Annotated in this window: 25 protein-coding genes; 14 read left to right on the top strand and 11 right to left on the bottom strand. The window is 56.9% G+C overall.

The window, feature by feature from the left end:
• Positions 1-77: 77 nt before the first annotated feature.
• The 3 genes from R6U90_RS02190 to R6U90_RS02180 all read right to left on the bottom strand — a co-directional run bounded on the left by R6U90_RS02190 (position 78) and on the right by R6U90_RS02180 (position 3,525).
• Positions 78-1,382, bottom strand: a complete 1,305-nt coding sequence (locus R6U90_RS02190) for an N-acetylmuramoyl-L-alanine amidase (RefSeq protein WP_410351024.1) — start codon at positions 1,380-1,382, stop codon at positions 78-80.
• Positions 1,383-1,522: 140 nt separating this feature from the next.
• Positions 1,523-1,978 (bottom strand): tRNA (adenosine(37)-N6)-threonylcarbamoyltransferase complex ATPase subunit type 1 TsaE, encoded by a 456-nt coding sequence (gene tsaE, locus R6U90_RS02185; protein WP_410351023.1) that lies wholly within the window; start codon positions 1,976-1,978, stop codon positions 1,523-1,525.
• 68 nt (positions 1,979-2,046) lie between these two features.
• Entirely contained in the window at positions 2,047-3,525 is a 1,479-nt protein-coding gene (locus R6U90_RS02180; RefSeq protein WP_410351022.1) for an NAD(P)H-hydrate dehydratase, read from the bottom strand.
• 18 nt (positions 3,526-3,543) lie between these two features.
• On the opposite strand from R6U90_RS02180, the gene queG reads away from it, so the two are divergent.
• Positions 3,544-4,641, top strand: coding sequence for a tRNA epoxyqueuosine(34) reductase QueG (gene queG / locus R6U90_RS02175; RefSeq protein WP_410351021.1), 1,098 nt, complete (start codon positions 3,544-3,546; stop codon positions 4,639-4,641).
• A 6-nt stretch (positions 4,642-4,647) separates the two neighbouring features.
• The gene (locus tag R6U90_RS02170) at positions 4,648-5,148 is read left to right on the top strand and encodes a GlcG/HbpS family heme-binding protein (protein ID WP_410351020.1); all 501 of its coding nucleotides are present in this window, start codon (positions 4,648-4,650) and stop codon (positions 5,146-5,148) included.
• 437 nt (positions 5,149-5,585) lie between these two features.
• Here R6U90_RS02170 and R6U90_RS02165 read toward each other — a convergent pair whose 3' ends face one another.
• Positions 5,586-5,801 carry a hypothetical protein gene (locus tag R6U90_RS02165; protein ID WP_410351019.1) on the bottom strand — a complete coding sequence of 72 codons (216 nt, stop codon included), beginning with the start codon at positions 5,799-5,801 and terminating at the stop codon, positions 5,586-5,588.
• Between the two features lie 137 nt (positions 5,802-5,938).
• Between R6U90_RS02165 and mobA the strand changes: the two genes are divergently transcribed.
• The 3 genes from mobA to moeA are packed head-to-tail and all read left to right on the top strand — an operon-like array spanning position 5,939 to position 8,355.
• Complete coding sequence (mobA, locus tag R6U90_RS02160; protein ID WP_410351018.1) at positions 5,939-6,529, top strand: molybdenum cofactor guanylyltransferase MobA; 591 nt, start codon at positions 5,939-5,941, stop codon at positions 6,527-6,529.
• A complete protein-coding gene (gene mobB, locus R6U90_RS02155) occupies positions 6,526-7,056 on the top strand; it encodes a molybdopterin-guanine dinucleotide biosynthesis protein B (protein WP_410351017.1) in 531 nt (176 codons plus the stop codon). Before mobA ends, mobB begins: the two co-directional genes overlap by 4 nt.
• 51 nt (positions 7,057-7,107) lie before the next feature.
• On the top strand, positions 7,108-8,355 hold the full coding sequence (gene moeA / locus R6U90_RS02150) for a molybdopterin molybdotransferase MoeA (RefSeq protein WP_410351016.1): 1,248 nt from the start codon (positions 7,108-7,110) through the stop codon (positions 8,353-8,355).
• A 377-nt stretch (positions 8,356-8,732) separates the two neighbouring features.
• On the opposite strand, the gene trxA is transcribed toward moeA, so the two are convergent.
• The 3 genes from trxA to R6U90_RS02135 are packed head-to-tail and all read right to left on the bottom strand — an operon-like array spanning position 8,733 to position 10,047.
• Complete coding sequence (gene trxA / locus R6U90_RS02145; protein ID WP_410351015.1) at positions 8,733-9,152, bottom strand: thioredoxin; 420 nt, start codon at positions 9,150-9,152, stop codon at positions 8,733-8,735.
• 50 nt (positions 9,153-9,202) lie between these two features.
• Positions 9,203-9,640, bottom strand: a complete 438-nt coding sequence (locus tag R6U90_RS02140; RefSeq protein WP_410351014.1) for an NUDIX domain-containing protein — start codon at positions 9,638-9,640, stop codon at positions 9,203-9,205.
• A complete protein-coding gene (locus tag R6U90_RS02135) occupies positions 9,637-10,047 on the bottom strand; it encodes an RNA-binding S4 domain-containing protein (RefSeq protein WP_410351013.1) in 411 nt (136 codons plus the stop codon). Before R6U90_RS02135 ends, R6U90_RS02140 begins: the two co-directional genes overlap by 4 nt.
• 65 nt (positions 10,048-10,112) lie before the next feature.
• On the opposite strand from R6U90_RS02135, the gene R6U90_RS02130 reads away from it, so the two are divergent.
• The 4 genes from R6U90_RS02130 (at position 10,113) to R6U90_RS02115 (ending at position 13,171) form a co-directional block, all read left to right on the top strand.
• Entirely contained in the window at positions 10,113-11,678 is a 1,566-nt protein-coding gene (locus tag R6U90_RS02130; RefSeq protein ID WP_410351012.1) for an AAA family ATPase, read from the top strand.
• Positions 11,679-11,793: 115 nt separating this feature from the next.
• Positions 11,794-12,093 carry a TusE/DsrC/DsvC family sulfur relay protein gene (locus R6U90_RS02125; protein WP_410351011.1) on the top strand — a complete coding sequence of 100 codons (300 nt, stop codon included), beginning with the start codon at positions 11,794-11,796 and terminating at the stop codon, positions 12,091-12,093.
• Positions 12,094-12,227: 134 nt separating this feature from the next.
• On the top strand, positions 12,228-12,917 hold the full coding sequence (locus R6U90_RS02120) for a hypothetical protein (protein ID WP_410351010.1): 690 nt from the start codon (positions 12,228-12,230) through the stop codon (positions 12,915-12,917).
• Complete coding sequence (locus tag R6U90_RS02115; protein ID WP_410351009.1) at positions 12,914-13,171, top strand: YcgL domain-containing protein; 258 nt, start codon at positions 12,914-12,916, stop codon at positions 13,169-13,171. The genes R6U90_RS02120 and R6U90_RS02115 overlap by 4 nt, the downstream gene beginning before the upstream one ends.
• A gap of 466 nt (positions 13,172-13,637) precedes the next feature.
• On the opposite strand, the gene R6U90_RS02110 is transcribed toward R6U90_RS02115, so the two are convergent.
• Together R6U90_RS02110 and R6U90_RS02105 are read right to left on the bottom strand one after the other, a co-directional pair.
• Complete coding sequence (locus R6U90_RS02110) at positions 13,638-13,946, bottom strand: BolA family protein (RefSeq protein ID WP_410351008.1); 309 nt, start codon at positions 13,944-13,946, stop codon at positions 13,638-13,640.
• Between the two features lie 151 nt (positions 13,947-14,097).
• Complete coding sequence (locus tag R6U90_RS02105; protein WP_410351007.1) at positions 14,098-16,521, bottom strand: Lon protease family protein; 2,424 nt, start codon at positions 16,519-16,521, stop codon at positions 14,098-14,100.
• Positions 16,522-16,853: 332 nt separating this feature from the next.
• On the opposite strand from R6U90_RS02105, the gene R6U90_RS02100 reads away from it, so the two are divergent.
• Entirely contained in the window at positions 16,854-17,282 is a 429-nt protein-coding gene (locus R6U90_RS02100; protein ID WP_410351006.1) for an RrF2 family transcriptional regulator, read from the top strand.
• 523 nt (positions 17,283-17,805) lie between these two features.
• Here R6U90_RS02100 and htpG read toward each other — a convergent pair.
• Together htpG and R6U90_RS02090 are read right to left on the bottom strand one after the other, a co-directional pair.
• Positions 17,806-19,698, bottom strand: a complete 1,893-nt coding sequence (gene htpG / locus R6U90_RS02095) for a molecular chaperone HtpG (RefSeq protein ID WP_410351005.1) — start codon at positions 19,696-19,698, stop codon at positions 17,806-17,808.
• 219 nt (positions 19,699-19,917) lie between these two features.
• Positions 19,918-20,742, bottom strand: coding sequence for a pyruvate, water dikinase regulatory protein (locus tag R6U90_RS02090; RefSeq protein ID WP_410351004.1), 825 nt, complete (start codon positions 20,740-20,742; stop codon positions 19,918-19,920).
• A 123-nt stretch (positions 20,743-20,865) separates the two neighbouring features.
• Here R6U90_RS02090 and ppsA point away from each other — a divergent pair, with 123 nt between their 5' ends.
• The 4 genes from ppsA to R6U90_RS02070 all read left to right on the top strand — a co-directional run bounded on the left by ppsA (position 20,866) and on the right by R6U90_RS02070 (position 25,292).
• On the top strand, positions 20,866-23,250 hold the full coding sequence (gene ppsA / locus R6U90_RS02085; RefSeq protein WP_410351003.1) for a phosphoenolpyruvate synthase: 2,385 nt from the start codon (positions 20,866-20,868) through the stop codon (positions 23,248-23,250).
• 1 nt (position 23,251) lies between these two features.
• A complete protein-coding gene (locus R6U90_RS02080; protein WP_410351002.1) occupies positions 23,252-23,410 on the top strand; it encodes a hypothetical protein in 159 nt (52 codons plus the stop codon).
• 317 nt (positions 23,411-23,727) lie between these two features.
• Positions 23,728-24,378, top strand: coding sequence for a c-type cytochrome (locus tag R6U90_RS02075; RefSeq protein ID WP_410351001.1), 651 nt, complete (start codon positions 23,728-23,730; stop codon positions 24,376-24,378).
• On the top strand, positions 24,375-25,292 hold the full coding sequence (locus R6U90_RS02070) for a c-type cytochrome (protein WP_410351000.1): 918 nt from the start codon (positions 24,375-24,377) through the stop codon (positions 25,290-25,292). The genes R6U90_RS02075 and R6U90_RS02070 overlap by 4 nt, the downstream gene beginning before the upstream one ends.
• Positions 25,293-25,419: the final 127 nt, after the last annotated feature.

The following is a 25,419-nucleotide window of genomic DNA, read 5'->3' as shown; positions in this document are numbered from 1 at the left end:
ACACACCAGACAAGCCGAAATAATAACTCTGCGTCCTTTGCGTCTTTGCGCCTCTGCGTTGGGTTTTATTTGACTATTCAGATAACGGGAATTTGCAGCACCTGACCGACGCGCAGCATGTTGTCGGAGAGGTTGTTGTGCTGTTTGATCGCCGAGACGCTGACCCGGTAGCGGGCGGCTATGCCGGAGAGCGTGTCGCCGCGATCGATCCGGTGACGCTGCGGCTTGCGTTCGGCCAGCACGGTCCCGGCCGGAGCATGACGGGCGAAGTAACGTTTGACGCCGTAGAACATGGAACGGGCCAGTTTGGTCTGATGGGCAGTGCTACGCAGCTTGCGTTCTTCACCCGGGTTGGAGATGAACGCCGTTTCCACCAGGATCGACGGGACATCCGGCGCCTTGAGCACGCGGAAGCCGGCCATTTCCACCTGCCGCTTGTGCAGGTGATTGACGTGTTTGAGACCGCCCAGCACTTCGCTGGCTACCCGGTGACTGTCTTCGATGGTGGAGTTCTGCACCATATCCACCAGCACCATCTTCAACAGATCTTCCTTGTCATCCAGACTGACCCCGCCGATCAGGTCGGCACTGTTTTCACTTTCGGCCAGGAAACGGGCGGCCTTACTACTGGCGCCGCTATCCGAGATGACATAGACCGAGGAACCGTGCGCGCGACGGTCATGAAAGGCATCGGCATGGACAGAGATAAACAGATCGGCCTGCGCGCGCCGCGCTTTTTCCACGCGTTCGCGCAGGCTCAGGTAATAGTCACCGGTGCGGATCATCACCGGTTCAAAGCCGGGCTCCCGTTTGAGCATCGCTTCGAGTTTGCGCGCAATAGCCATGACCACATCTTTTTCTCTTGTGCCGAGCTGGCCAAGGGCACCGGGATCCTCGCCGCCGTGACCGGCATCGATGGCAATAATGAGATTTCGGGGCTTGCCATCAGTAACCGACTTGGTCACCTTCGGCGCAGCCTGCTTGCTTTGCGGCTGATGCAGGTCGATTACCAGACGGTGACCGTATTCGCCTTGCGGTTTGAGAACAAAACTTTTCGGGCGCACCTGGGAATTGAGATCCAGCACAAAGCGCAGCTGATTATCCTCGCGGTGCGCATAACGAATATTCTCGATCAGGGCCTCCTCATAGCTCAGAGCCGGCAGGCTGCCGGGGAAACGGGAATCCTTGAGATCGATCACTACGCGGTCGGGATTTTCCAGAGCAAAGAGACGATGATCCACAGGCTGGCTCAGATCCAGCACCAGCCGGGTGTGATCAGGTGCCGGCCACATGCGCACCCCCTCCACCTGTACCCCGGCGGCTGCCGCGGTCAGGGGTATGACGGATAACATCAGCCATAACAGCGCCCGAGCTGTACGCATGGTGCTCTCCTCCCGTGTTACCTGCGTGTAATTTATTATTGTGCCGGGCGGGGGAATAAATCAAGTAAAAATTTGATATTTATTATGAAGATAGCCAGGCTTTCTAGAGTTTTTTCGAGATTGTCGCACCTGCGGGGTTTTCAAAACGGCTCCAGCCGGGCCAGCAGGGCCTCGCCGGCCTGGTCGTGAGCGATCAGACGTGCCTGACGTCCCTCGCCGCGTGGCTCGAGATACACCTCTACATCGGGATGGGGGAGATGGCCCTTGCCCCGCTCGGACCACTCCACCAGACAGAGCGAATGATCATCCAGGTAATCCCGAAAGCCCAGGTATTCCAGCTCTTCGGGCTCACCAAGTCGATACAAATCGAAATGGAAAACTTTTTTATGATCAAAATGATAGGGCTCAACCAGGGTGTAGGTCGGACTTTTGACCGGCCCCCTGTGCCCCATTTCCTGCAGCAGCCCTCGCACCAGCGTGGTTTTGCCGGCGCCCAGCTCGCCGTGCAAAAACACCAGACAGGGTGCCACACACAGACGAGCCAGCCGCCGACCCAGCTGCACCGTGGCCGCTTCGTTGTCGAGATATTTTTCCATCAATCCAAGCTTAGCGGAATTTTTCGAATAACGGCATGCCCGCGGGAGAAAGAATTTGGTCTGCGGGATCACCGGTTGGCGAGTCGGCGCAATGGCCCGAACAGGTCCCCCGCCAGCAGGCCGCGCTCACCCGCGGCTCCGGCAGCCTGATCCGCCGCTGCGCCATGCAGGCAGACCCCCAGTTGCGCAGCCGTTTCCAGCTCCAGCCCCTGCGCCAACAGGGCGGCGATCACCCCCGTGAGCACATCGCCCATGCCGGCGCTGCTCATGCCGGGATTGCCCTCCGTACACACTGAGTTACCTGTGTCAGTGCTCACTAATGTTCCGGCCCCCTTGAGCACCACGGCCCCGCCATACGCCCTCTGCAGACGGCGCACTGCCGCCAGCCGATCAGCCTGTACCTCGGCCGGGCTCTGGTTCAGCAGGCGAGCGGCTTCACCGGGATGGGGCGTAAGAATCCGCTGCTCGAACCGCTGCGGATTGCCGGCCAGCAGATTGAGTCCGTCCGCGTCGATCACCTGCGGGGTGTCGCACGCCTCGATCACCGACCAGATCATCCGGCCCCACTCGCCCTGCCCCAGACCGGGGCCCACCGCCAGCACTGTAGCCTGTTCAATTAATGCTTGCAGCGTGTCGCCGTCTTCCACGCCATGGCACATCAGTTCCGGACGACCACTGTTAAGGGTAGCCGCATGGGCGGCGCGGGTCGCGATGCTCACTCGCCCGGCCCCACAACGCAGGGCGGTTTCGCCGGCCAGCCGGGCGGCGCCATTCATGCCCTGATCCCCGCCGATGATCAGGACATGCCCGAACAACCCTTTATGGCTGTTGCGCGCTCGCCGCGGCAGCTGCTGGCGCAAGGTTTCAAAGTCGAGCCGCCGGGCGACCGGGCTCACGCGCCCCCGCACGCGGGCCGGCAGATTGAGGGAACTGAATGCCAGCTGGCCGACATAATCCGGCGCGTCCCCGGTCAGTAATCCTGTCTTGGTGCCGATAAAGGTAATGGTTTCCTGTGCGTGCACAGCCCGGCCGCCCGCCTGACCGGTGCTGGCATCCAGGCCGGAGGGAACATCCAGCGCCAGCACCGGCTTGCCACTCGCATTGAACCAGTCGATCGCCGTGGCATAGGGCTCATTCACTTCGCCCTGGACGCCGGTTCCCAGCAGGGCATCAACCAGCAGATCGATCGTTTCGACCGGTTGCGACTCGAACGGCTCGGGAAAAATATCCATGCCCTGCAAGCGTTGCAGAGCGGCCAGGGCATCGCCGCGTAATTTATCCGTATCCCCGACCTGCAGCACCCGAACCTCGCGCCCGTCGGCGTGTGCGAGTCGCGCGACCACATAGCCATCGCCGCCGTTATTGCCGGTGCCGCAGACCACGGTAATGCGCCGTGCCCCGGGCCAGCGCCGGCCAAGCAGACGATAAGCGGCCTCGCCGGCGCGCTCCATTAATATGGAACCGGACATCCCCTCTTCCTCGATGGCGATGCGATCGAGTTCACGGCACTGGTCGGCGGTATAAAGATCATGCGGCAGATGAGTCATAAGGCTATGATTATGATCATGAGTCACAGCCAAAACAAGCAGGCCGCGCACAATCCCGACTGGTCGGCGCTGGCGGCGCAGATCAAACAGTGGGGCGCCGGACTCGGTTTTCAGCAGACCGCCATCACCGATACTGATCTGGATGAGTATGAGGCGCGTTTGCAGCAATGGCTGAGCCGGGATTACCAGGGCGAGATGCAATGGATGGCCGGGCACGGAACAAAACGCAGCCAGCCGACCGAGCTGGTCCCCGAAACATTGCGCATTATCAGTGTCCGCCTGGATTATCTGCCCGAAGAAACGATCGATATCAAGACATTGCTGGATCACCCCGACAAGGCCTATATCTCGCGCTATGCGCTGGGCCGTGATTATCACAAGCTGATGCGCAAGCGTCTGCAACAGCTGGCCGATCGTATCCAGCAACAGATCGGGCCCTTCGGTTATCGCGCCTTTGTCGACAGCGCGCCGGTAATGGAAAAGGCGTTGGCCGAAAAAGCCGGCCTCGGCTGGATTGGCAAACACAGTAATTTGCTGCAGCGGGATGCCGGCTCGTGGTTTTTTCTCGGCGAGTTGTATACCGATCTGCCTCTGCCGGTTGATGAACCGTCCAGCAACCATTGCGGTACCTGCCAGACCTGTATCGATGTTTGTCCCACCAATGCTATCGTCGAACCGTATGTGGTCGATGCCCGACGCTGTATCTCCTATCTGACCATCGAACTGAAAGGACCGATCCCGGTGGAATTGCGCAAACCGATGGGCAATCGAATCTATGGTTGTGATGACTGCCAGCTGTACTGTCCCTGGAACCGGTTTGCCGACTACAGCCACGAGCCGGATTTTGATCCGCGTCAGCAACTGAATGCTGCGCGTCTGGTGGAACTTTTCCGGTGGGATGACGTCTCTTTCAACCGGAATCTGGAAGGCTCGGCGATTCGCCGTATCGGCCACGAACGCTGGTTACGCAATATCGCCGTGGCACTGGGCAATGCGGCCACCTCGCCCGGGGTAATCGCCGCCCTGCAGGCCCGCACCGGCCACTCTTCCGAACTGGTGCGTGAACATGTGCTGTGGGCATTACAACAACATCAAGCCTCTACACTCGAGGATTAAAACGCCATGAAACGCTATCTTTCTTTAGTCCTGCTTCCGACTTTACTCCTGAGTCCCATCGCCGACGCCGAACCGGCTTATATCACCAGCCGGATCCTTTCCTTCGAGCTGGCCAACCAGCTGGCTGTCGAGTCGGCCCAGGCCTGTCGTAAACAGGGCTATCAGGTGACTTCCAGCGTGGTTGATCGCAATGGCAAACTGCTGGCCATGGCGCGCGATCCGCTGGCCGGCAGCCACACCATCGACGTTAGCCGGCTAAAAGCCCAAACCGCCGCCAGTTTCCAGACGTCCACGCTCGACATGCAGGAAGGTGATTTTGATAATCTGCGCTTTGCCCCGCAAGTGTTATTGATCGGGGGTGGTGTGCCGGTCCGCATGGGCGGGCATTTCTACGGAGCCGTGGGTATCTCCGGCGCCCCCGCAAAAAAGATCAGCGGCGACGTGGATGATGAATGTGCCAGAGCAGGCATTGATGCGATTCGCGAAGCGATCGAGTTTGCTGAATAAATCACCAGCGTGTTCCCCGCGAAGACACCAGGTCAATTTTCTGTATTCCCGGGGCCCCGTTTTCCCTCGCGATGGAAACTACCCGCCGTCGTCGATATTAGTAAACCGGCATGATCGTTACGGCTTCTTGAATCATTTTTCCTGGGCTCTTCGTGTCCTGGCGGTGTAGTCAGATATTGATGACAATGTCAGAATAGCGGTTGATCTGATTGCAGTGCTGATCGTGATCCCAAAGTCTTTCTCAGCCCGGCAGAATTCCAGACCGGCAATACGTGAGCGGACCTGATCGGCAAGGATCATGGCATCGTCCTTCCCGGTCTCCGGCAATGCCAGGACAAATTCCTCGCTGCTTCAGCACCGGCGAGACGCCGGCAAACAACCCGGTTTGCGAATATCCGGCCGAATAGCATTGCAAGAGGTATCAGCCAGTAACGGGCTCACGCCTTGACATCAATAACCCCGCCCAGAGCTTCGTTGGCCTGTTCCACGCTTTTGGCGTTACTGGCGACCTGCCTCTCGGCCTGTTTGAGATCCTGAAGAGACTCGCTGTCGCCGCGCCCGGAGGCGATCTGGGAAGCCGCGCGCCGGGCAGTGGTAATACCGGCCTGCATGCCATTGACAGCATTTTTCATTGTGGCATCGATAGTGGACATGGAAACCCGGGGCCGTGTTGAGTGATTTAATTGCTTGCAGTTTTACCTTATCGGCCCGACACAGGATGATCTTTAGGGAGTGACGCACCGGACCACAAGCCACGATATACTGGGATTTTGATCGCAACGGAACCGCCATGAGCTTACCCGCACCCACCAGCATTACCGGCATCATCCTGGCTGGCGGCCGTGCCCGGCGCATGCAGGGGCAGGACAAAGGCTTGCTCGGCTACCACGGACGTCCGTTGATCGAACATGTTTGCGAACGACTGGGTTCCCAGGTAGCCAGGCTGTGTCTCAACGCCAACCGGCACCGGGAAACCTATCAACGCTATGGCTATCCGGTGGTCGGAGATCTATGGCCGGATTTTCCCGGTCCCCTGGCCGGGTTTTACAGTGCTCTGCAACAGTGTGATGGCGAGTGGTTCTGTTTTGCGCCCTGTGATACTCCGCGACTGCCGGGTGATCTGGTGGCCCGCCTGAGTGAGACAGCCGCACAGCAACAGGTCCCCGTGGTCGCGGTCACTGACGGAGAGCACTTGCATGGCACGCTGTGTCTGCTGCACCGTTCCTGTGAAGCTGCGCTGCTCGACTATTACCAGCAGGGCCGGCACCGGGTGCAGGAATGGATACGCAGCCAGTCCCACGCCCTGGTGGATTATTCTGATCAGCCCGATACGCTGATCAACATCAACGAACCGCAACAACTGGAATCTGGATTATCATGATTGAAGCGCCCTGTCCCCTGCTCGGTTTTGTCGGCTACAGCGGCAGTGGTAAAACCACCCTGCTCACCCGGCTGATTACCCTCCTGCGCGAACGCGGCTACCAGCTCGGCGTTATCAAACACGCGCATCATGAATTTGATATCGATTATCCCGGCAAGGACAGCTATGAACTGCGCCATGCCGGTGCCAGTCAGATGCTGGTTGCCTCACAATATCGCTGGGCACTGATTGGCGAAACCCCGCAACAGGACCACGATCCGCAACTGGACAAACTGATCGCAAAGCTGGACTGTGACCGCCTGGATTTGATCCTGGTGGAAGGCTTCAAGCACGCCGCCTATCCCAGGCTGGAAGTGTATCGTGAAGTAGTTTCGCATTCGCCGCTGTATATCGACGATCCCGAGATTATCGCCCTGGTGACGGAACTTCCCGCCGATATCGACAGGCAATTAACCGTACTCGACATCAATAACCCGCCGGCCATTGCCGACTTTATCGAGGCCTTCATCCGGCAGAATCGCGTCTGATATGGCATAATCCCGGCTCGCAACAAATCCCGTTTAAGTGAGTAACCGCCTATGTCCGCCAAACCCTCCTGCGATGAATTTGATCCCAATAACCTGCGCGTGGAACAGGCGCTGGAACAGATTCAGCACAGCATCACGCCCATAGCAGAAACCGAGAGACTGCCACTGATGCAGGCGCACAACCATGTCATGGCCGAGGATGTCCACTCGCCACTGAATGTGCCGCCGTACAAAAACTCCGCCATGGACGGGTACGCATTGCGCGGCGCCGATCTCGGCGACGGGGACACCAGCCTGGATCTGATCGGCACCGCCTTCGCCGGCAACCCGTTCGATGGGGAAGTGCAGGCCGGTCAGTGCGTACGCATCATGACCGGTGCCAAGCTGCCCGCTGGCACCGACACAGTGATCATGCAGGAGCACGCCACCGCCGACGGCGAACGCATCACCTTTGGCAATGGCCACACCTCGGGACAGAACGTGCGTCACGCCGGCGAGGATATTGCCGTGGAGGATGTGGTGTTACAAAAGGGGCAGCGTCTGCACGCGGCCGAGATCGGGCTGCTGGCTTCGCTGGGTGTGCCCGAGGTCACTGTGGCGCGCAAACTTCGGGTGGCGTTTTTCTCCACCGGCGATGAGTTGCGCCCTGTCGGTGAAGCGCTGGAAGAAGGCCAGATTTATGACAGTAACCGTTATACGTTGTATGGCATGCTCCGGGAACTGGACGTGGAGATTCTGGATCTGGGTGTCATCCGGGATGTGCCCGAGGCGATCGAAGCGGCTTTTGAACAGGCCGCCGATCAGGCCGATGCGGTGATCACCTCCGGCGGGGTATCGGTAGGTGAAGCCGATTACGTTAAAACGACCCTGGATAAACTCGGCAAAGTCAGTTTCTGGAAGATCGCCATGAAACCGGGCAAACCACTGGCGTTCGGGCGAGTTAAAGACGCCTGGTTCTTCGGGCTGCCCGGTAACCCGGTGTCGGTCATGGCAACCTTCTACCAGTTTGCCCTGCCGGCCCTGCGTCGCCTGATGGGTGAAGAGGCGGAAGCGCCACTGACATTCAAAGTGCCCTGTCGCGAGCCATTGAAAAAACGCGCCGGACGCACCGACTTTCAACGCGGCATCCTGACCTTGGATGAACAGGGCAACCCGGGCGTTACGGCTGCGGGTATGCAGGCCTCGCATATCCTCAGCGGCATGAGCCGCGCCAACTGTTTCATCATCCTGCCGCTGGAAGCCGACAATATCGACGCCGGCACCCTGGTCGAGGTGCAGCCGTTTCGCGGGTTAATGTAAAAAAAAGATATTCACCACGAAGACACCAAGTAAAAAAATATAACTTTTACCCGCATATTATTCTAATTTACCGGCAACAGACCTGCCACGAAGAACTCACTGCGCATTAACGCACAAAGACACCTTCAGGAAGTATCGTCAAACATCTTCCCTTGGTGTCTTCGTGTCTTGAACCTAAAAGATATTCACCACCAAGGCACAAAGACACGAAGTAAAATAAGTCAATTTTATTCAATCCCTTTTCAACTCTACTCAGAGGTAAAGGGATGCACGATAAAATATTTACACCGTGCATAAAAACACGAAGACACCACAGGAAAAACTTTAAATTGTCTTCCCTTGGTGTCTTCGTGTCTTGGTGGTGAGATTTTAAAAGATCAGGACTGGGCCTGCTGTTGTTCCTGTTCCTGCTGTTGCCTGGCGACTTCCTGGTGGACTTTTTCCATATCCAGGGCCCTGGCGTCCTCGATCAGCTTTTCAAATGCGGACTGCTGCAGTGCGCCGGCCTCGGAGTAGAGTATGACCTGCTCGCGAAAGATCATCAGGGTCGGGATAGAGCGAATGTTGAACATACCGGCCATTTCCTGTTGATCTTCAGTATTAACCTTGGCAAAGACGATATCATCGTGTTTTTCGGATACCTCTTCATAGACCGGACCGAAAGACTGGCAAGGACCACACCACGGCGCCCAGAAGTCGATAATCACAAAATCGTTCTGCTCGATGACATCTTTGAAGTTTTCGGGGGTCAGTTCTACGGTCGCCATGGATTTCTCCTGAAATTTAGAATGTGTCAATTTTTTGCGTAACGGTAAATATAGGGGCAATTTTTTACGATACAACCCCGCTATTCGCGCACCGGCGCCAGCTCGCCCGTAACCAGATAATGACGGTAATCATCAAGAATAAGCGCATGATCAAAGGCGAGTTTTTCCGGCAATTCCGTCGGGCTGACAAGCCTGATGGCGCGCGCATCGTCCGCCGCCCGGGGCTCGCCGCGAGCATAGCCGATATACACCGCACTGACGGTATGCCCGCGGGGATCGCGCGCTGGATCCGAATAACAACCCAGCAGGCGCTCCAGCACAACCTGCAATCCGGTCTCCTCGCGCGCCTCACGCACCGCGGCTGTCTCCAGGGTTTCCCCGATATCGACGAAGCCACCGGGCAATGCCCAGCCATAAGGCGGGTTTTTACGCTCGATCAGCACCAGGGGTTGTTCGGGGTGATCGTTCAATCGAATGATGATATCCACCGTCACTAACGGCGTTTCGGGCCGGCTCATGAGGGCTCCCGGGTATGTTTATTCACAAACCGGATAATCTTGCGCCGCTCCTGTTTATCCGGCTTGCGTTTGGGACGCGGGTTAAGCCGCGCCTGTTCCTGTCGCGCGGCCTGCTGCGATTCCCGCCGGATAACGCTTTCGGCTGTTTCCTCGTACAGTTTTTGTGCCTCGCTGGCCGGGCCCCGGCGCGGCGAGAGTTCACGCACGATGATGTCAAAGGTCAGCATTTGCTTGCGAATGTACACTTGATCCCCCGTCTGCAGACGGGCTCCGGGTTTGCTGCGCTGGCCGTTGAGTTTCACATGCCCGCCACTGATCGCCTCGCTGGCCTGCCTGCGGGTCTTGTAAAACCGGGCAGCCCACAGCCATTTGTCCAGGCGCATTGGTGTGGAGGTATCCGACGACATGTGATTGTCCCGATCGACGATCAGCGCTAGGCTGAGCCTATGAAGATAATACATTCAGTGTACCAATGAGCGAGGCGCAAACTCCAGCCTGGCTGGCAGCGTTGCAACAACCGTCGGCCTATACGCACCCCGTTGCCACGATCGAATTGATCGAAACCCACATCTCCTGGGTATTACTGACCGGTGAGTTTGCCTACAAACTCAAAAAACCGCTGGATCTCGGCTTTCTCGATTTCAGCACCCTCGACCTGCGCCACTATTATTGCCAGGAAGAGCTGCGTCTGAATCGCCGTCTGGCAGCACCGATTTATCTGCAGGTTCTGGCGGTGATCGAGACCGCCGACGGCATCGTGATGGCCGACCCCCAACAGACCGAGGGAGAGGTGATCGAATACGCGCTGCAGATGCGTCAATTCGATCCCGATCAGGGGTTTGATCATCTGCTGCAAAAGCAGCAACTGACGTTGACCCATCTCGATCAACTGGCCGCCCTGATCGGGGAATTTCACCAGCAACTGCCCGCCGCCCCGCCCGATAGTGAGTACGGTACCCCGCAGGCGATCCGTTACCCCTGTGATGAGAACATCTCACAGATTCGCCAGCAGGCGCCACAACTGGCCGATGATCCGCGGCTGACCGAAGTAGCAGACTGGAGCGAACAACAATTGCAACAGCTGGCCAGCCGGTTTGAACAACGTCATCGCAACGGCTTTATCCGCGAATGTCACGGCGATCTGCATCTGCGCAACATTGCCCTGTGGCAGGATGAGGTCATCGCCTTTGACTGTATCGAGTTTGACCCGGCCCTGCGCTGGATTGATACCCTCAATGAAATCGCTTTTTTGATTATGGATCTCGACGCGCATGCCGCCAGTGGTCTTGGCTGGTATGTGCTCAATCGTTACCTGGAGCAGACCGGTGATTATGCCGGGCTGGATCTGCTGCCCTTCTACCGGGTTTATCGCGCCATGGTGCGGGCCAAGGTGGCCGCCATCGAACTGGGCCAGCATGAGCAGCCGCGCCACCACCGGGAACTGAATGACTATCTCGATCTGGCCGTGGCCGGTAGCCGTCGCGATTCCCCCGCCCTGCTGATCACGATGGGCTTTTCCGGCAGCGGCAAGAGTACCGTCACCGATGGCCTGCTGCAGTCGCTCGGCGCGGTGCGCCTGCGTTCCGACGTGGAGCGGGCCCGCCTGTTTGGCGAGGCCGACAGCGATCAGGACATCGGCACCGGCAAGTATTCGACCCAGGCCAGCGACCGGCTCTATTACCATTTACAGGAACTGAGCCAGCACCTGCTGCAGGCGGGCTACACGGTGATTGTCGATGCCGCCTTCCTGCAACACGCCCGCCGTCAGCCCTTTGTCGAACTGGCCGCCCGCTGTGGCGTGCCGTTTCATATCCTTGCCCTGCAGGCCGGGCCCGATGTGTTGCGCGAGCGGATCCGCCACCGCCAGCAGGCCGGGCGAGATGCCTCCGAGGCGGATCTGGCCGTGCTCGAGGCCCAGTTGCAGCATCATGATCCCCTCAACAGCCGGGAACAGGACCGGGCCATTGACATCGACACCACACAACACCCCGATCCCGAGCGTCTGGCGGCCCGGATTCGCCACCAGACGAAACAGTAACCCTGTTCTACATACGGAAAAAAGGGCGCGAGCCCCTTGCCAAATACCCGAGTCTTTTGCTAAGGTTATAAGACAATTTTGGGCAGCACCAAAACACATTCTTTCAATCAGGAGGTTGATAACAGTGGAACTGAATCTGGACGGCGAAGGCTTTCTCGTCGATCGTGACGACTGGTCAGAAGAAGTCGCCAAAGAACTGGCCAAGCAGGACGAAATGGAAATTGACGATCAAATCATGGAACTCATCCATCAGGCACGTCATATGTATGAAGAAGACGGCGTAGTCCCGCCGATTCGCAAATTTGCCAAACAGACGGGCGTCTCCTCCAAGGAGCTGTACGACATTTTCAAGAAAGGCCCGATGAAACTGATTTGCAAGTGGGGCGGCCTGCCCAAGCCGACCGGCTGCGTCTGATTTGACAAGGTTACTTCTCTGGGCAAGAGACCGGCGTCAGGCCGGTCTTTTTTTGTTCGGAGTACGGAGCATTCTGACAGAACGGAAAAATCCGGTATCATTCACGGATCCACACAACCAGGCCGGTTTATCTCATGCCAATCCAGTTCAGTCAGCAACCCGGTCCCCGCGAACGGCACTTGCAACGCAAGTACCGCAATCCTCTGTTCCCGGATGGCGAAAATCTTGAGGCCGATCAGGTGATACAGGCGCGCGAACAGGACGAAACCGAGCTCAATCACTTTCTGCGTTACTTCCGTGATCTGGTTCAGGAAGCGATGGATCTCAAACCCAACAGTGACAGCGATGTCATTCTGGATATCAAGGAACGACTGGATCAGTGTTATGTCCAGTGCTGTGCCTTGCCCGGCGATCACAGCGAGATCAAACAGGCCGTCAACAAACTCGTGCAGGTCATCATGGTCGCCGTGCGTCAGGGGGCGGCCAACGACCCGGTGGCCCTGAACAAGCTGGATGAGGAAGAACAGGCGCGTCAGCTGCATAATCGGCTCGCCGACGAAGTGTTTGTCGCTGACATCATTCTGCCCGAGTCGCCTGTTGAACAGCACGAACTGGTCCCCGCATTACTGAGTGAATCGGAACAGGCGGTCCATACGGCTCTACAACTGTTTGATGCCGAACAGCTCAGTACCATTTACCAGGACGCCATAAGCCTGCTGGAAAACACCCGGCAACAGGGTCACACCCTGCCCGAAGCACGACAGCGGTTACAACAGATTGAATCGGCGCTGGCCAACGCCACCTCGCAGGTCACCATCAATTGAACCCTATCAACTGCTACATCTATCGCAGCCGGCGCAAGCCCGGTTTATACGTCTACCTGCCCGGGGAAGATGACTGGTCGGCCGTGCCGGAGAATATACAAAACCTGCTGGGAGAAACCGAACGCTTCCTGGAACTGGCAGTGACACCGGAGCGTCAGCTGGCCCGCTGTACCGGCGCCGAGGTGATCGCCGCAATAGAAGAGCAGGGTTTTTACCTGCAAATGCCCCCCGGGGAGAAAGTGGCTAGTCTCTAGGGGCTAGCAGCTAGAAAAAGCACTGCATCGGATCCTTTCCTTACAACCCTGCGAGCTGGAAAGTTTGCTGTTCCTAGCCCCTAGCAACTAGCACCTAGCCCCTTATTTACCACCCCCGTGACACCCTGCGAATAGAAGGGTGTCAGGTAGCGCTGCGCGCAACCTGACCTACCCGGTAATTGACCTGCCTGAATAGAACGATCCGTATTATCACGACACAATGTAATTACCTCTCGCAAAGACGCCGAGCTCGCGGAGAATAAAAGGTGATCTTTTCTCTGCGTCGTGGCGTCTCCGCGAGAGATAATGTGTACCGCTCACGAAGCCACGCTGTCAATATGACAAATCGAGTCCAAGTCTCCAGGGGCGAGCTGCTAAAAAAAGCACTGCATCGGACCCTTTCCTTACAACCCTGCGAGCCGGAAAGTTTGCTGTCCCTAGCCCCTAGCAACTAGCACCTAGCCCCTTATTTCCCACCCCCGTGACACAGGGGTGAATCGGGCGCCTGACCGGTCTCCTGCCATTCGTCCGGCGCGTAGGTGTGCAGCGCCAGAGCATGGATTTTGTTCTGCAGCTCATCGGCCAGAACTTCGTTGATCATCCGGTGACGGGCGATCAGCGGCTTGCCGTCAAAGCTGTCGGAGACGATCACCACCTTGAAGTGTGATTCGGAGCCCGGCGGCACATTATGATTATCACTTTCGTTGATCACCTGCAAATGCGAGGGATGAATCTGTTGGGAGAGTTTCTCCTCAATGACCGTTTGCATACTCATGCGCTAACTCCGTCAATGTCCGGGTTGAATAAATAAAGTGTATCGAAGTTATGGGTACCGCCAGCGTGATTTCAAGCCTGCGCTTTGTGGTGTTTTTACCCGGTCACGTCCCGGCACATTCAGAGGCTGGTATCAGGAAGCATCATCATCGTTATCCTTGTCCTTGTGGTCCCTCGTCCTGGTCTTCATCACCCGGCTTGGCAAACTCGTGGCGAGTCTCGGCAAAATCCTCCAGCCGTTGTTTGACTTTATAATTCACCGAGTTATGCGGGTATTCGCCCTGCGCATCGGCCTCGCCGGCTGTGATCCCGGTCAGCACTTCGATCGCCTCGTCCACGGTATTCACCGGGTAGATATGAAAGTGTCCTTCGCGTGCCGCTGCAACAACATCCTCCCGCAGCATCAGATGCTCGACATTGGTAGAGGGAATCACTACTCCCTGTTCGCCATTGAGGCCGATGGCCTGACAGGCATCGAAAAAGCCTTCGATTTTTTCATTAATCCCGCCGACCGGCTGTACCTGACCGCGCTGGTTGGCCGAGCCGGTCACCGCCAGTGACTGGCGCACCGGGATACTGGCCAGCGCAGACAACAGGGCGCACAGCTCGGCAACGGTGGCGCTGTCCCCCTCGATGCCGCCGTAGTTTTGTTCGAACACCAGCGTCGCTGCCAGAGACAGCGGCTTGCTTCCGGCAAAGCGCGCGGCCAGGTAGGCCGTCAGGATCATTACACCCTTGGAATGAATCGCGCCGCCGAGTTCTACCTCGCGCTCGATATCCACCACTTCTCCCTCGCCGACCCGCACCGTGGCGGTGACACGGCTGGGATGACCGAAGGCAAAACGACCCAGTTCGTTGATTACCAGCGCATTGACCTGCGCGGTCACCGCACCGCTAGTGTCGATCAGCAAAGTTCCGCGTCGGATCTCCTCCATGATGCGTTGCTGTACCCGATCGGAACGATAGATCTGCTTGTCGATCGCCTGTTGCACATCGGCACGAATAACCAGTTCACGGTCTCCCTGACGGGCCCAGTAATCGGATTCCTGCAATAAATCGTTAATACTGCGCATATGCACCGACAGCTTCTGGGTATCTTCCACTGCACGCCGGCTGTGCTCGATTACCCGGGCTACCGCATCGCGATCAAAATGGAGCAGCTGGTCCTTGCGTACCAGGGTCGCCAGCAGGCGGGCATAGAGGTTCTGGTTATCGTCATTACTGTCGAGACTGTTTTCAAAATCGGCCTGAACCTTGAACAGCTCGGCAAAATCGGGATCGTAGGCCTGCAGCAGATAGTATAAATAACGTTCACCGACCAGGATAACCTTGACGTCAAGGGGGACCGGTTCCGGTTCCAGACTCACAGTGCTGATCATGCTGTACATTTCCGCCGGCGATTCGATATGGATCTCACCGGCATACAGCACGCGCTTGAGCGCTTCCCAGGCAAAGGGCTGGGTCAGGACTTTATGCGCATCGAGCACCAGATAGCCGCCGTTGGCACGATGCAGTGCGCCGGATCGAATCAACATGTAATCGGTAACCAGCGTTCCCATCTGCGAGACATATTCGATGCGACCGATCAGATTTTGAAAAATGGGTAAATCCTCGTAGACAACCGGCGCCCCCGATGCCTCACTGTGATCCACCAGAACATTCACCTGGTAACGACGGAACGACTGCTCGGCCTTGCCCGTCTCCCACATCACCACTTCTTCCTCTTCTTCATCGCGGAAGGCATTGAGGTTATCAATGACATCCTCCTGCACTTCAGAGAGGTAATCGTTAATCGCTGCTATATCGTTATATTTTTCACGCAGGTCTTCGATCAGGTGGCCGACCGCAAACATGCCGACTTCGCGATTGAGAGTCTTGATTGCCTCGCGCAACTCCCGTTGCCATTGACTGCGCTGATGGAGAATACCGCGCAGCTTGTCTTCCAGGCTGGTGATCACCGCCGACAGGCGCTGCTGTTCTTCTTCCGACAATGCCTCGTATTCTTCCGATTTCATCGGGTGCTCGTCCTTGAGCGGCACGAAACTGAATTCGTCCCGGTCCCGGGCACGCACGAGGGTAACACCATGCTTTTCCGCCTCTTCGGCCAGTTCGGCAAAGACTTCTCGCGAGCGCTCCTGGAAACTTTCGTGTAACTCCTGCAGCCGGGCATGATATTGCTCGGTTTCAAACGCATTGGGGATCGCCGAACGCAAATCTTCCACCAGCTGACGCATATCCCGGGCAAAGGCGCTACCCCGCCCGGCGGCCAGTTCAATGGCGCGCGGTTTTTCAGGCTTGGAAAAATTGGCTACATAGATCCAGTCATGGGCAACCGGCTCATCGGCGGCGCACTGGTGCAGGAACTGACGCACCATGGTGTGTTTGCCCATCCCGCTGGGGCCCAGCACGAACAGGTTATAGCCGTGCCGGCGAATACCCAGACCGAAATGAAGGGCTTCTTCGGCCCGATCCTGGCCCAGCAATCCGTCCAGATCGGCCAGTTCCGCCGTGCTTTTGAACCCGAGTCGATCCGGGTCACAAGGGGTATAGAGCGCATCCGCGTCGAGTGCCTGCATCAAAATCATCTCACCTGTGTTGGTACCGGAAAAGAGTCCTGCCGCCGCCCGGCTGCGGTCGGGCCCTACTATACCAGCGAGCGTAGCTCACCGCGGCACAGCGGAACCATCCGGATTTTTATGTGCCCAAGAAAAAGCGGTCAATGTAACCGGAAAATCACGTAACTAACTGTTTGATATAGATTATCCTCCATATCCCTTACGAGTGACAGGGTTGAAATTTACAATTGTTCACAGCATACACATTGTCATGCTAGGGGAATAATCCTAAGTTGTTAGACAAGTAAATTGTAGAGACCGAGAACGAACCCAAACCATCAAGAGGCCAAATCATGAAACTTTCATCACGAGCAGACTATGCCGCCAAGGCCATGCTGGAACTGACGATGAGCCCCGATCGGCCCGTCACGCTCGCCTACCTGGCGCACACCCAGAACATTTCTATCTCCTACCTGGAGCAGATCTTTGCCCTGCTCCGCAAACACGGTCTGGTACGCAGCGTGCGCGGTCCCGGCGGCGGTTATGTATTGAACAAGAACATCGACGAGATTTCCGTCGGCGACATCGTCAAGGCCATCGACCTGCCGGGTAACGACAAGCCGAAAGAGAATGTTTCCTCCGGCCATGGCGCTCCGGAAAGTGCCCATCTGTGGAAACAGCTGTCCGATATGGTCTATGACTACCTGAGCAGCGTCAGCCTGCGGGACATTCACGAAGCAGACAAAAAACAGTCCGGCGACAAGTCTATCCAGGCGGCCTGAATCGGGCTCTTCACGAGAGAAATAACGCCCCGCTATCGAAAATAGCGGGGCGTTTTATTTTTACTGCAGAGCTGCACAGGACACAGAAAAATATAAAGGTGTTCGTTTAACCAGGGAAATGCCTGTTGGATAGCTGAAGCCATTGCCTGCGTGTTCTGGTGCTAGTCGGATTTATAGTATTGATTATTGTTATCTCTAACATATCATTGCCTGTGCCCTGCGGGCAGGTACTGAGTTCTGAGCGTCAGGGATAGGTCAGGTTGTGCTCAGCGCTACCTGATATTTCCTGTATCGGACTGGTTTTTACCACGAAGATGCGAAGTCCCGAAGTGTATTAATTTTTCCTCATGCCTTCGTGTCTTGGTGATAACGCCCTTATAAAAACCCAGCCAGTGCCGGAACCCGGCAGTGGGGCATTAGCACAGAGCTGGATCCCGGTCCCGGCTTGAAGCTTGCCGGGGAATGCTTTTTTGCGCCGGGATAACAACGCCGAAAACTCAGATCGTAGTTTTCTGATCAGTTTTTAGTTGCCGAGTTCCTGTAGCAGGCGGTTGACGCGACTGACGTAGGCGACCGGGTCTTCAAGCTGGCCACCTTCGCTGAGCATGGCCTGCTCGAAGAGGATCAGGGCCCAGTCGTTGAACTGGCTGTCGTCGTCCACATTCTGCAGTCGCCTGACCAGCCCATGGTCGGGATTGATCTCCAGTACCGGCTCGATATTGGGCACGTTGTGACCGGCCTGTTTGAGCAGTTTCTGCATGCTCATGGCCATATCGTTCTCGGAGACCACCAGGCAGGAGGGCGAGTCGGTGAGGCGATGCGAAACCTTGACCTCCTTGACCTTGCCTTCCAGTACTCTCTGCATCCGTTCGAGCAAAGACTGGTAATCCTTCTCCGCCTGTTCGGCTTTCTCTTTTTCTTCCTTGTCTTCCAGCTCGCCGAGATCCAGTGCACCCTTGGCGACGGAGACGAACGGTTTGCCGTTGTATTCATCCATGAAGGACATCATCCACTCATCGACACGATCGTACATCAGCAATACTTCGATGCCCTTCTTGCGGAACAGCTCCAGATGGGGGCTGTTTTTCGCCGCAGCGTAGCTTTCGGCGGTGATGAAGTAGATCTTCTCCTGCTTGTCCTGCATGCGTTCGAGGTACTCGTCCAGTGAGACGTTCTGGACATCGCTGTCATTCTGCGTGGAGGCGAAGCGGAACAATTTGGCGATCTTCTCCTTGTTGCCAAAATCCTCGGCCGGACCTTCCTTGATGACGTTGCCGAAGGCCTGCCAGAACTCGCTGTATTTCTCCGGCTCGTCCCGGGCCAGTTTTCCCAGATGACCCAGAATCTTTTTCACCGAGCCGTTGCGAATGGTGTCGATCTGGCGATTGCGCTGCAGGATCTCGCGTGAGACATTCAACGGCAGATCGTCCGAGTCGACCACGCCGCGCACGAAGCGCAGATAGTTGGGCATCAGCTGCTCGGCGTCGTCCATGATGAACACCCGTTTGACATACAGCTTGATCCCGTAACGCTTGTCCCGGTCGTAGAGATCGAACGGTGCCCGCTTCGGGATGTAAAACAGTGTGGTATAGGACTGGGTGCCTTCCACCTTGTTGTGCAGCCAGGAGAGCGGCTCTTCGAAGTCGTGGGCGACGTGCTTGTAGAACTCGGTGTACTCCTCGTCGCTGATCTCCTCGCGCGCGCGGGTCCACAGTGCGGAGGCCTTGTTGACGGTCTCCAGCTCGTCGGTGGGCTTGCCCTCCTCATCACGCTTGACCATCAGGATCGGCAAAGAGATGTGATCGGAATATTTCTTGATAATGCTGCGCAGGCGGAAATCGTCCAGGAACTCATCGGCATCACTGTTGAGGTGCAGGGTGACGCGGGTGCCGCGTTCGGCGCGCTCGACGGTCTCCAGGGTGTATTCGCCCTCGCCGGTCGACTCCCAGCGCACGCCGTGCTCGGCCCCCAGCCCGGCGCGGCGGGTCTCCACCGTCACCTTGTCAGCGACGATAAATGAGGAATAGAAACCGACACCGAACTGGCCGATCAACTGGGCGGTCTGGGACTGGTCCTCGGAGAGGGCTTCGAGAAACTTGCGCGTGCCTGAGCTGGCGATGGTACCGATGTTGTCCATTACCTCCTGGCGGTTCATACCAATCCCGTTGTCGGTCACGCTGACGGTGCGCGCCTCGGGATCAAAGTCGACCCGCAGCTTGAGATCGATGTCGCCTTCGTACAGCGCGTCATCGGAGAGGGCCTCGAAGCGCAGCTTGTCACAGGCATCGGAGCCGTTGGAGATGAGCTCGCGCAGGAAAATCTCCTTGTTGGAGTAGAGTGAGTGGATCATCAGCTGCAGCAGCTGCTTGACCTCGGTCTGGAAACTCAGAGTTTCTTTATGGGCGTCGACTGTCATGTTCTTCTCACCTTATATATATCTGTGACCATCCCAAAGGGGGTAGCATAATTTTTATGGGTAATGGGGTCGGGGTTGCCGATTTTCAAGCCCTCCCCCTTCGAGCGAGGGCCTGGAGACGAGTAACGAGGTACGAGGTGAAAAAGAAGGTGCGTGGAACGCACCCTACCGTTTTTCCTCGTCACTCGTCCCTGGTTACTCCGGCCCTTGCCTGGAAGGCTAGAGTCGGTGGCGTTCCAGACTGGTGGCCTTGAGGATATAGGTCGCGATCTCCTCGATAGATTTGCTGGTTACATCCAGGTAATTAATACGGCTGGAGCGAAACAGCGCCTCGACCTGGCGTACCTCGTACTGGCACTGGTGCAGCGCGGCGTAGCGGCTGTTCGGACTGCGTTCCTGACGGATCTGCTGCAGGCGCTCGGGCCGGATGGTCAGGCCGAAGAGTTTGTCACGCCAGTCCCGCAGATCGCCCGGTAACCGGCTGTTTTCGAATTCCTCTTCCACCAGCGGGTAATTGGCGACGAAAATGCCGTAATGGATCGCCAGAAAGACACTGGTGGGGGTCTTGCCGCTGCGCGAGACGCCGACCAGGATCAAATCCGCCCGCTCGTACTGGCGAATACTGCCGCCATCATCATTCTGCAGGGCAAAATTGATCGCCTCCATCCGGTGACTGTATTGCTCCGGCGTAACCATACCATGGGTATGGCCTACCGTGGCGACCGAGCGGGTACCCAACTCCTCTTCCAGGGGAGTCAAAAACGACCCCATAAAATCGATAAACAACCCTTCGCTGGTGACAACCTGCTCCCGCACGTTGGACTCCACCAGGGTGCTGAACACTACCGGCCGCTTGCCTCTCTCCCGATAGGCCTTGTTCACCATCTCCCGCACCTCGTGCGCCTTCTCCTCGCTGTCGATATAGCGCAGGGTCACACAATCAAAAGACTGGTCCGCAAACTGGGAAAGCAGACTCTGACCGAGGGTTTCCGCGGTAATCGCAGTACTGTCGGAGACAAAAAACACCGCACGTTTGTCGGTCATAAAACGTACACCCGGGTTATTGTTATCTTTGATATATTGAAAAGCAGGTAAAGCTGCCTGTAACCTGCTTGATGAGCAGTTACACTCTGCTATGAATCATCCTGACTAGCAAGGGGAAACAACGTGACTCAACACCTGATCTGGTTCGAAGACCTGCGGCTTGATGATGTTCCACGGGTCGGCGGTAAGAACGCCTCCCTGGGTGAGATGATTCATCAGCTGAGCAACGCCGGCGTGCGGGTGCCTGACGGTTTCGCCACTACCGCCGATGCGTTTCGTGAATTTCTTGAACACAAAGGTCTGGCCGATCGTATCTACGGGGAACTGGATGATCTGGATATTGATGATGTCGACGCTCTGGCCAAAACCGGCGAGCGCATCCGCCAGTGGATTATCGACACGCCCTTCCCCCCGGCGCTGCAAGAGGAATTGCACGAAGCCATTAATAAACTGCAAAAAGAACAGGGAGAAGAAATCTCGTTCGCGGTACGCTCTTCGGCTACCGCAGAGGATCTGCCGGAAGCCTCATTTGCCGGTCAGCAGGAAACCTATCTGAACATCAAGGGTGAGGATAATCTGCTGGACGCCATCCACCATGTCTTTGCCTCGCTCTTCAATGACCGGGCCATTACCTACCGGGTCCACAACGAGTTCGACCACCGCGACGTAGCGCTGTCTGCCGGCGTACAACGCATGATTCGCAGCGATATCGGCGCCAGCGGGGTCATCTTCACCATCGACACCGAATCGGGTTTCGAGGACGTGGTATTTATCACTGCCGCATATGGACTGGGTGAAACCGTGGTTCAGGGCCAGGTCAACCCGGACGAGTTCTATGTCTTCAAACCGATGCTGGAGCAAAACAAGCAGGCAGTGATACGCCGCAATCTCGGCCAAAAAGGGATCCGCATGGTGTACGGCGATGACACCGCCCATGCTGGCTCGACCCGCACGGAGGAAGTCCCCCGGGATATGCAACGCCAGTTCAGCATTAACGACGAGGAAGCCATGGAGCTGGCCCGTCAGGCTGTCACTATCGAGAACCATTACGGCCGTCATATGGATATCGAATGGGCGCGGGATGGCCTGGACGGCAAACTGTATATCGTGCAGGCCCGGCCGGAGACGGTCAAAAGCCGTAGCGACCGCAATGTTCTGGAACAGTACGAAATGCAGGAGTATGGCAAGGTACTCTCCACGGGTCGCAGCATTGGTCAGCGCATTGGCAGTGGTGTAGCCCGCACGATCATGAACATCAAGGAGATGAGTCGTCTGCAAAAAGGCGACGTCCTGATTACCGAGATGACCGATCCTGATTGGGAACCGGTGATGAAGCGGGCCTCGGCGATCGTCACCAATCGGGGTGGACGCACCTGCCACGCTGCTATCATCGCCCGCGAACTGGGCATTCCGGCCGTGGTCGGTTGCGGTAATGCCACCGAAGCTGTCACCGATGGTAACGAAGTCACGGTCTCCTGTGCCGAGGGCGATACCGGCTATATCTATGATGGCATTCAGCAGTTCGAAATCAATAAGGTTAACCTGGAAAGCATGCCCGATCTGCCTTTCAAGATCATGCTGAATGTCGGATCGCCGGATCGGGCTTTCGATTTCAGTTATCTGCCCAATGCCGGGGTTGGTCTGGCCCGGCTGGAATTTATTATCAATCGTATGATTGGCGTACATCCGAAAGCCTTGCTGAACTACGCCAAACAGCCAGAGGAGGTCAAACAACAGATTGACGATCAGACCGCCGGTTTCCCCGATCCGGTCGAATTTTTTATCGACAAGCTGAGCGAAGGAATCGGTACTATCGCCGCCGCTTTCTGGCCCAAACCAGTGATCGTGCGCCTCTCCGACTTCAAGTCCAACGAGTATCGTAACCTGATCGGCGGCGAGGCTTATGAACCGCACGAAGAGAACCCGATGATCGGTTTTCGTGGCGCTGGTCGCTATATCGCCAGGACCTTTCAGGACTGCTTCGAGCTGGAATGCCGGGCGATGAAAAAGGTCCGCGACGAGATGGGCCTGAGCAATGTGCAGATTATGATCCCGTTCGTACGCACCGTCGAACAGGGCCAGAAGGTCATCCAGCTGTTGAATAATAATGGGCTCAAACAGGGAGAAAACGATCTCAAGGTGATCATGATGTGCGAGATCCCCTCCAATGCCCTGCTCGCCGAGCAGTTCCTTGAAAACTTTGACGGCTACTCCATCGGTTCCAATGATCTCACCCAGTTGACACTGGGTCTGGATCGTGACTCGGAGCTGGTGGCCGATGACTTTGACGAACGCAACGAGGCAGTCAAATCCCTGCTGGCTATGGCGATCAAGGCCTGTCGCGCGCAGGACAAATATGTCGGCATCTGCGGCCAGGGTCCTTCTGATCACCCCGATCTTGCTTTCTGGCTGATGGAACACGGTATCGACAGTGTCTCGCTCAACCCCGACAGCGTAATTTCCACCTGGTTGTATCTCGCAGAACAGTTAGAGGAGAAGAACAACTGACATGGCCCGTCTGTTTATATTGCTGATTATCATTGCGGCGTTCGCCATCTGGGCCGGGTTTGCCCTGCGCGCGGCTAATCGCTTCTATTCCAACCTCGCCTTTGCCATAGGCGGTGTACTGGCGTTTTTGGCGGCCGGGGGATTTTACGGGCTGTTATAAAAACGAACATAGCGTAATTGAATCAGAATATATAATCCGGTGAATGCCTTCAGGGAAGTTTCCCTCAATCCGGAGCTGATTCTCTCCCCCGACTCCCCGCTCGGGCAATGCCAAGACAACCACGGGTTTACATCGACATCCTGAAGGCAGGGTGTCTATACTTTGGCGAATGACCATCGCCGTTCGCCAAACAAGCAATCCGAATACCCTTGAAGTTACGACACATCTCACAAAGCTCACAATATTCCCGGGGTTCGGAACCTCTCTTCAGTGCTCAACAACCAGCAGCATTAAATGCTACAAGGATTAACAAACTGATGAAACTCCGGCTGATCATTCCCCTGTTATCAGCTTTATCACCTGTCGCAATGGCCGCCGGTGATATAGACGCCGGCAAGCGACTCGCCCTTCAGGGCAACGACCAGGGCGCCACGGCTTGTGTCGCTTGTCACGGCGCCAGTGGCGAGGGCAATGCTCCGGCGGGATTTCCGCGTCTGGCCGGCTTGAATGTCGACTATCTTGCTAAACAGCTACGGGATTATCGTGAAGGTTCGCGCACCAATCCCACGATGAACCCGATCGCTGCCGCACTGGATGACGCGGCGAGTCGGGACGTGGCAGCCTATTATGCCAGCCTCGATCTCGCCGGTGATACGGCAAAGGAGAAAGACAACGCCGCTGGACGAACCCTGGCACTACGGGGTGACTGGGAAAACACGATTCCCGCCTGTGTCAGTTGTCACGGACCCGGCGGGCGCGGCGTGGCCCCGGCCTTTCCTGCTGTGGCCGGACAACATGCCAGTTATATAAGGGCGCAACTTCAGGCCTGGCGCGAAGGGACACGCAACAATGATACGAACGATTTAATGAAAGTCGTGGCGAAGCGGTTGAGCGACGAACAAATCCAGGCGGTCGCTGATTATTTCGCCACTGTCCCCGTTCAGCCTGATACCGGAGCCGACCGATGAAATACACGTTTATTCTATTGGTGAGCAGCCTGCTGCTGTTGAGCGGGGCAAGTGCTGAACAGGAGCGGGATTACCAGCTCGAGCTTCCCGACACACCGGGTGAGGCCCCCCGGTTCACCCCACCGCCCGAATCGGCCATCCCTGACGATCAGTTTGGTGACATGGTACGCCGCGGCCGCGATCTGTTTATCGATACCCGGCAGTTGCGCGGCAAGTACGTGGGGAACGGCCTGAACTGCGTTAACTGTCACGTGAATGCGGGTCGCCGTGCCGACTCGGCGCCGCTGTGGGCCGCCTATACCATGTATCCCGCCTATCGAAGCAAGAACGATCGGGTCAACACACTGGAAGAACGCATCCAGGGCTGCTTTCGCTACAGTATGAACGGCAAACCGCCGCCGTCCGGCAGCGAGGAGCTAACCGCCCTGCTCACCTACCATTACTGGCTGGCCAGGGGCGCCCCCACTGGGGTAGCTCTGGCCGGCCGAGGCTACCCGAAGCTCGACCCGCCGGACAAGACAGCGGACATCCGCCGCGGCCGGCAGGTCTACCAGGCCCAGTGCACCATTTGTCATGCCGATGACGGCGAGGGTCGCAAGAGCGAGGGCGAGTACGTCTTTCCCCCGCTGTGGGGCGAGGACTCCTTCAACTGGGGCGCCGGCATGCACCGCGTCAATACCGCGGCCAGTTTTATTCATGCCAACATGCCGCTGGGCAAGCCCTATAGTCTGAGCGAGCAGGAAGCCTGGGATGTAGCCGCCTACATCAACAGCCACGAACGCCCGCAGGATCCGCGCAATACAGGGGACCTCAAAGCGACTGACCAGACCTATCACAGCCACCAGTGTTATTACGGGGACAAGATCAACGAGGCGGTGCTGGGTAGTCAGGCCTACCCCAACCCGTTTGAATAACCGCTTATCGGCCCGGCGAACTTGCCGGACGGATGAATGCGATAACATACAGCGGATTATCGACATCCCGTGGCCACACAAAAAAGGGCGACATAGTATCGCCCTTTTTCTGTTTCGTTAAACCAAT

The organism is Thiohalophilus sp. (assembly GCF_046483665.1).
Taxonomy (GTDB): domain Bacteria; phylum Pseudomonadota; class Gammaproteobacteria; order UBA6429; family Thiohalophilaceae; genus Thiohalophilus.
This window is presented reverse-complemented; position numbering and strand designations above follow the sequence as displayed.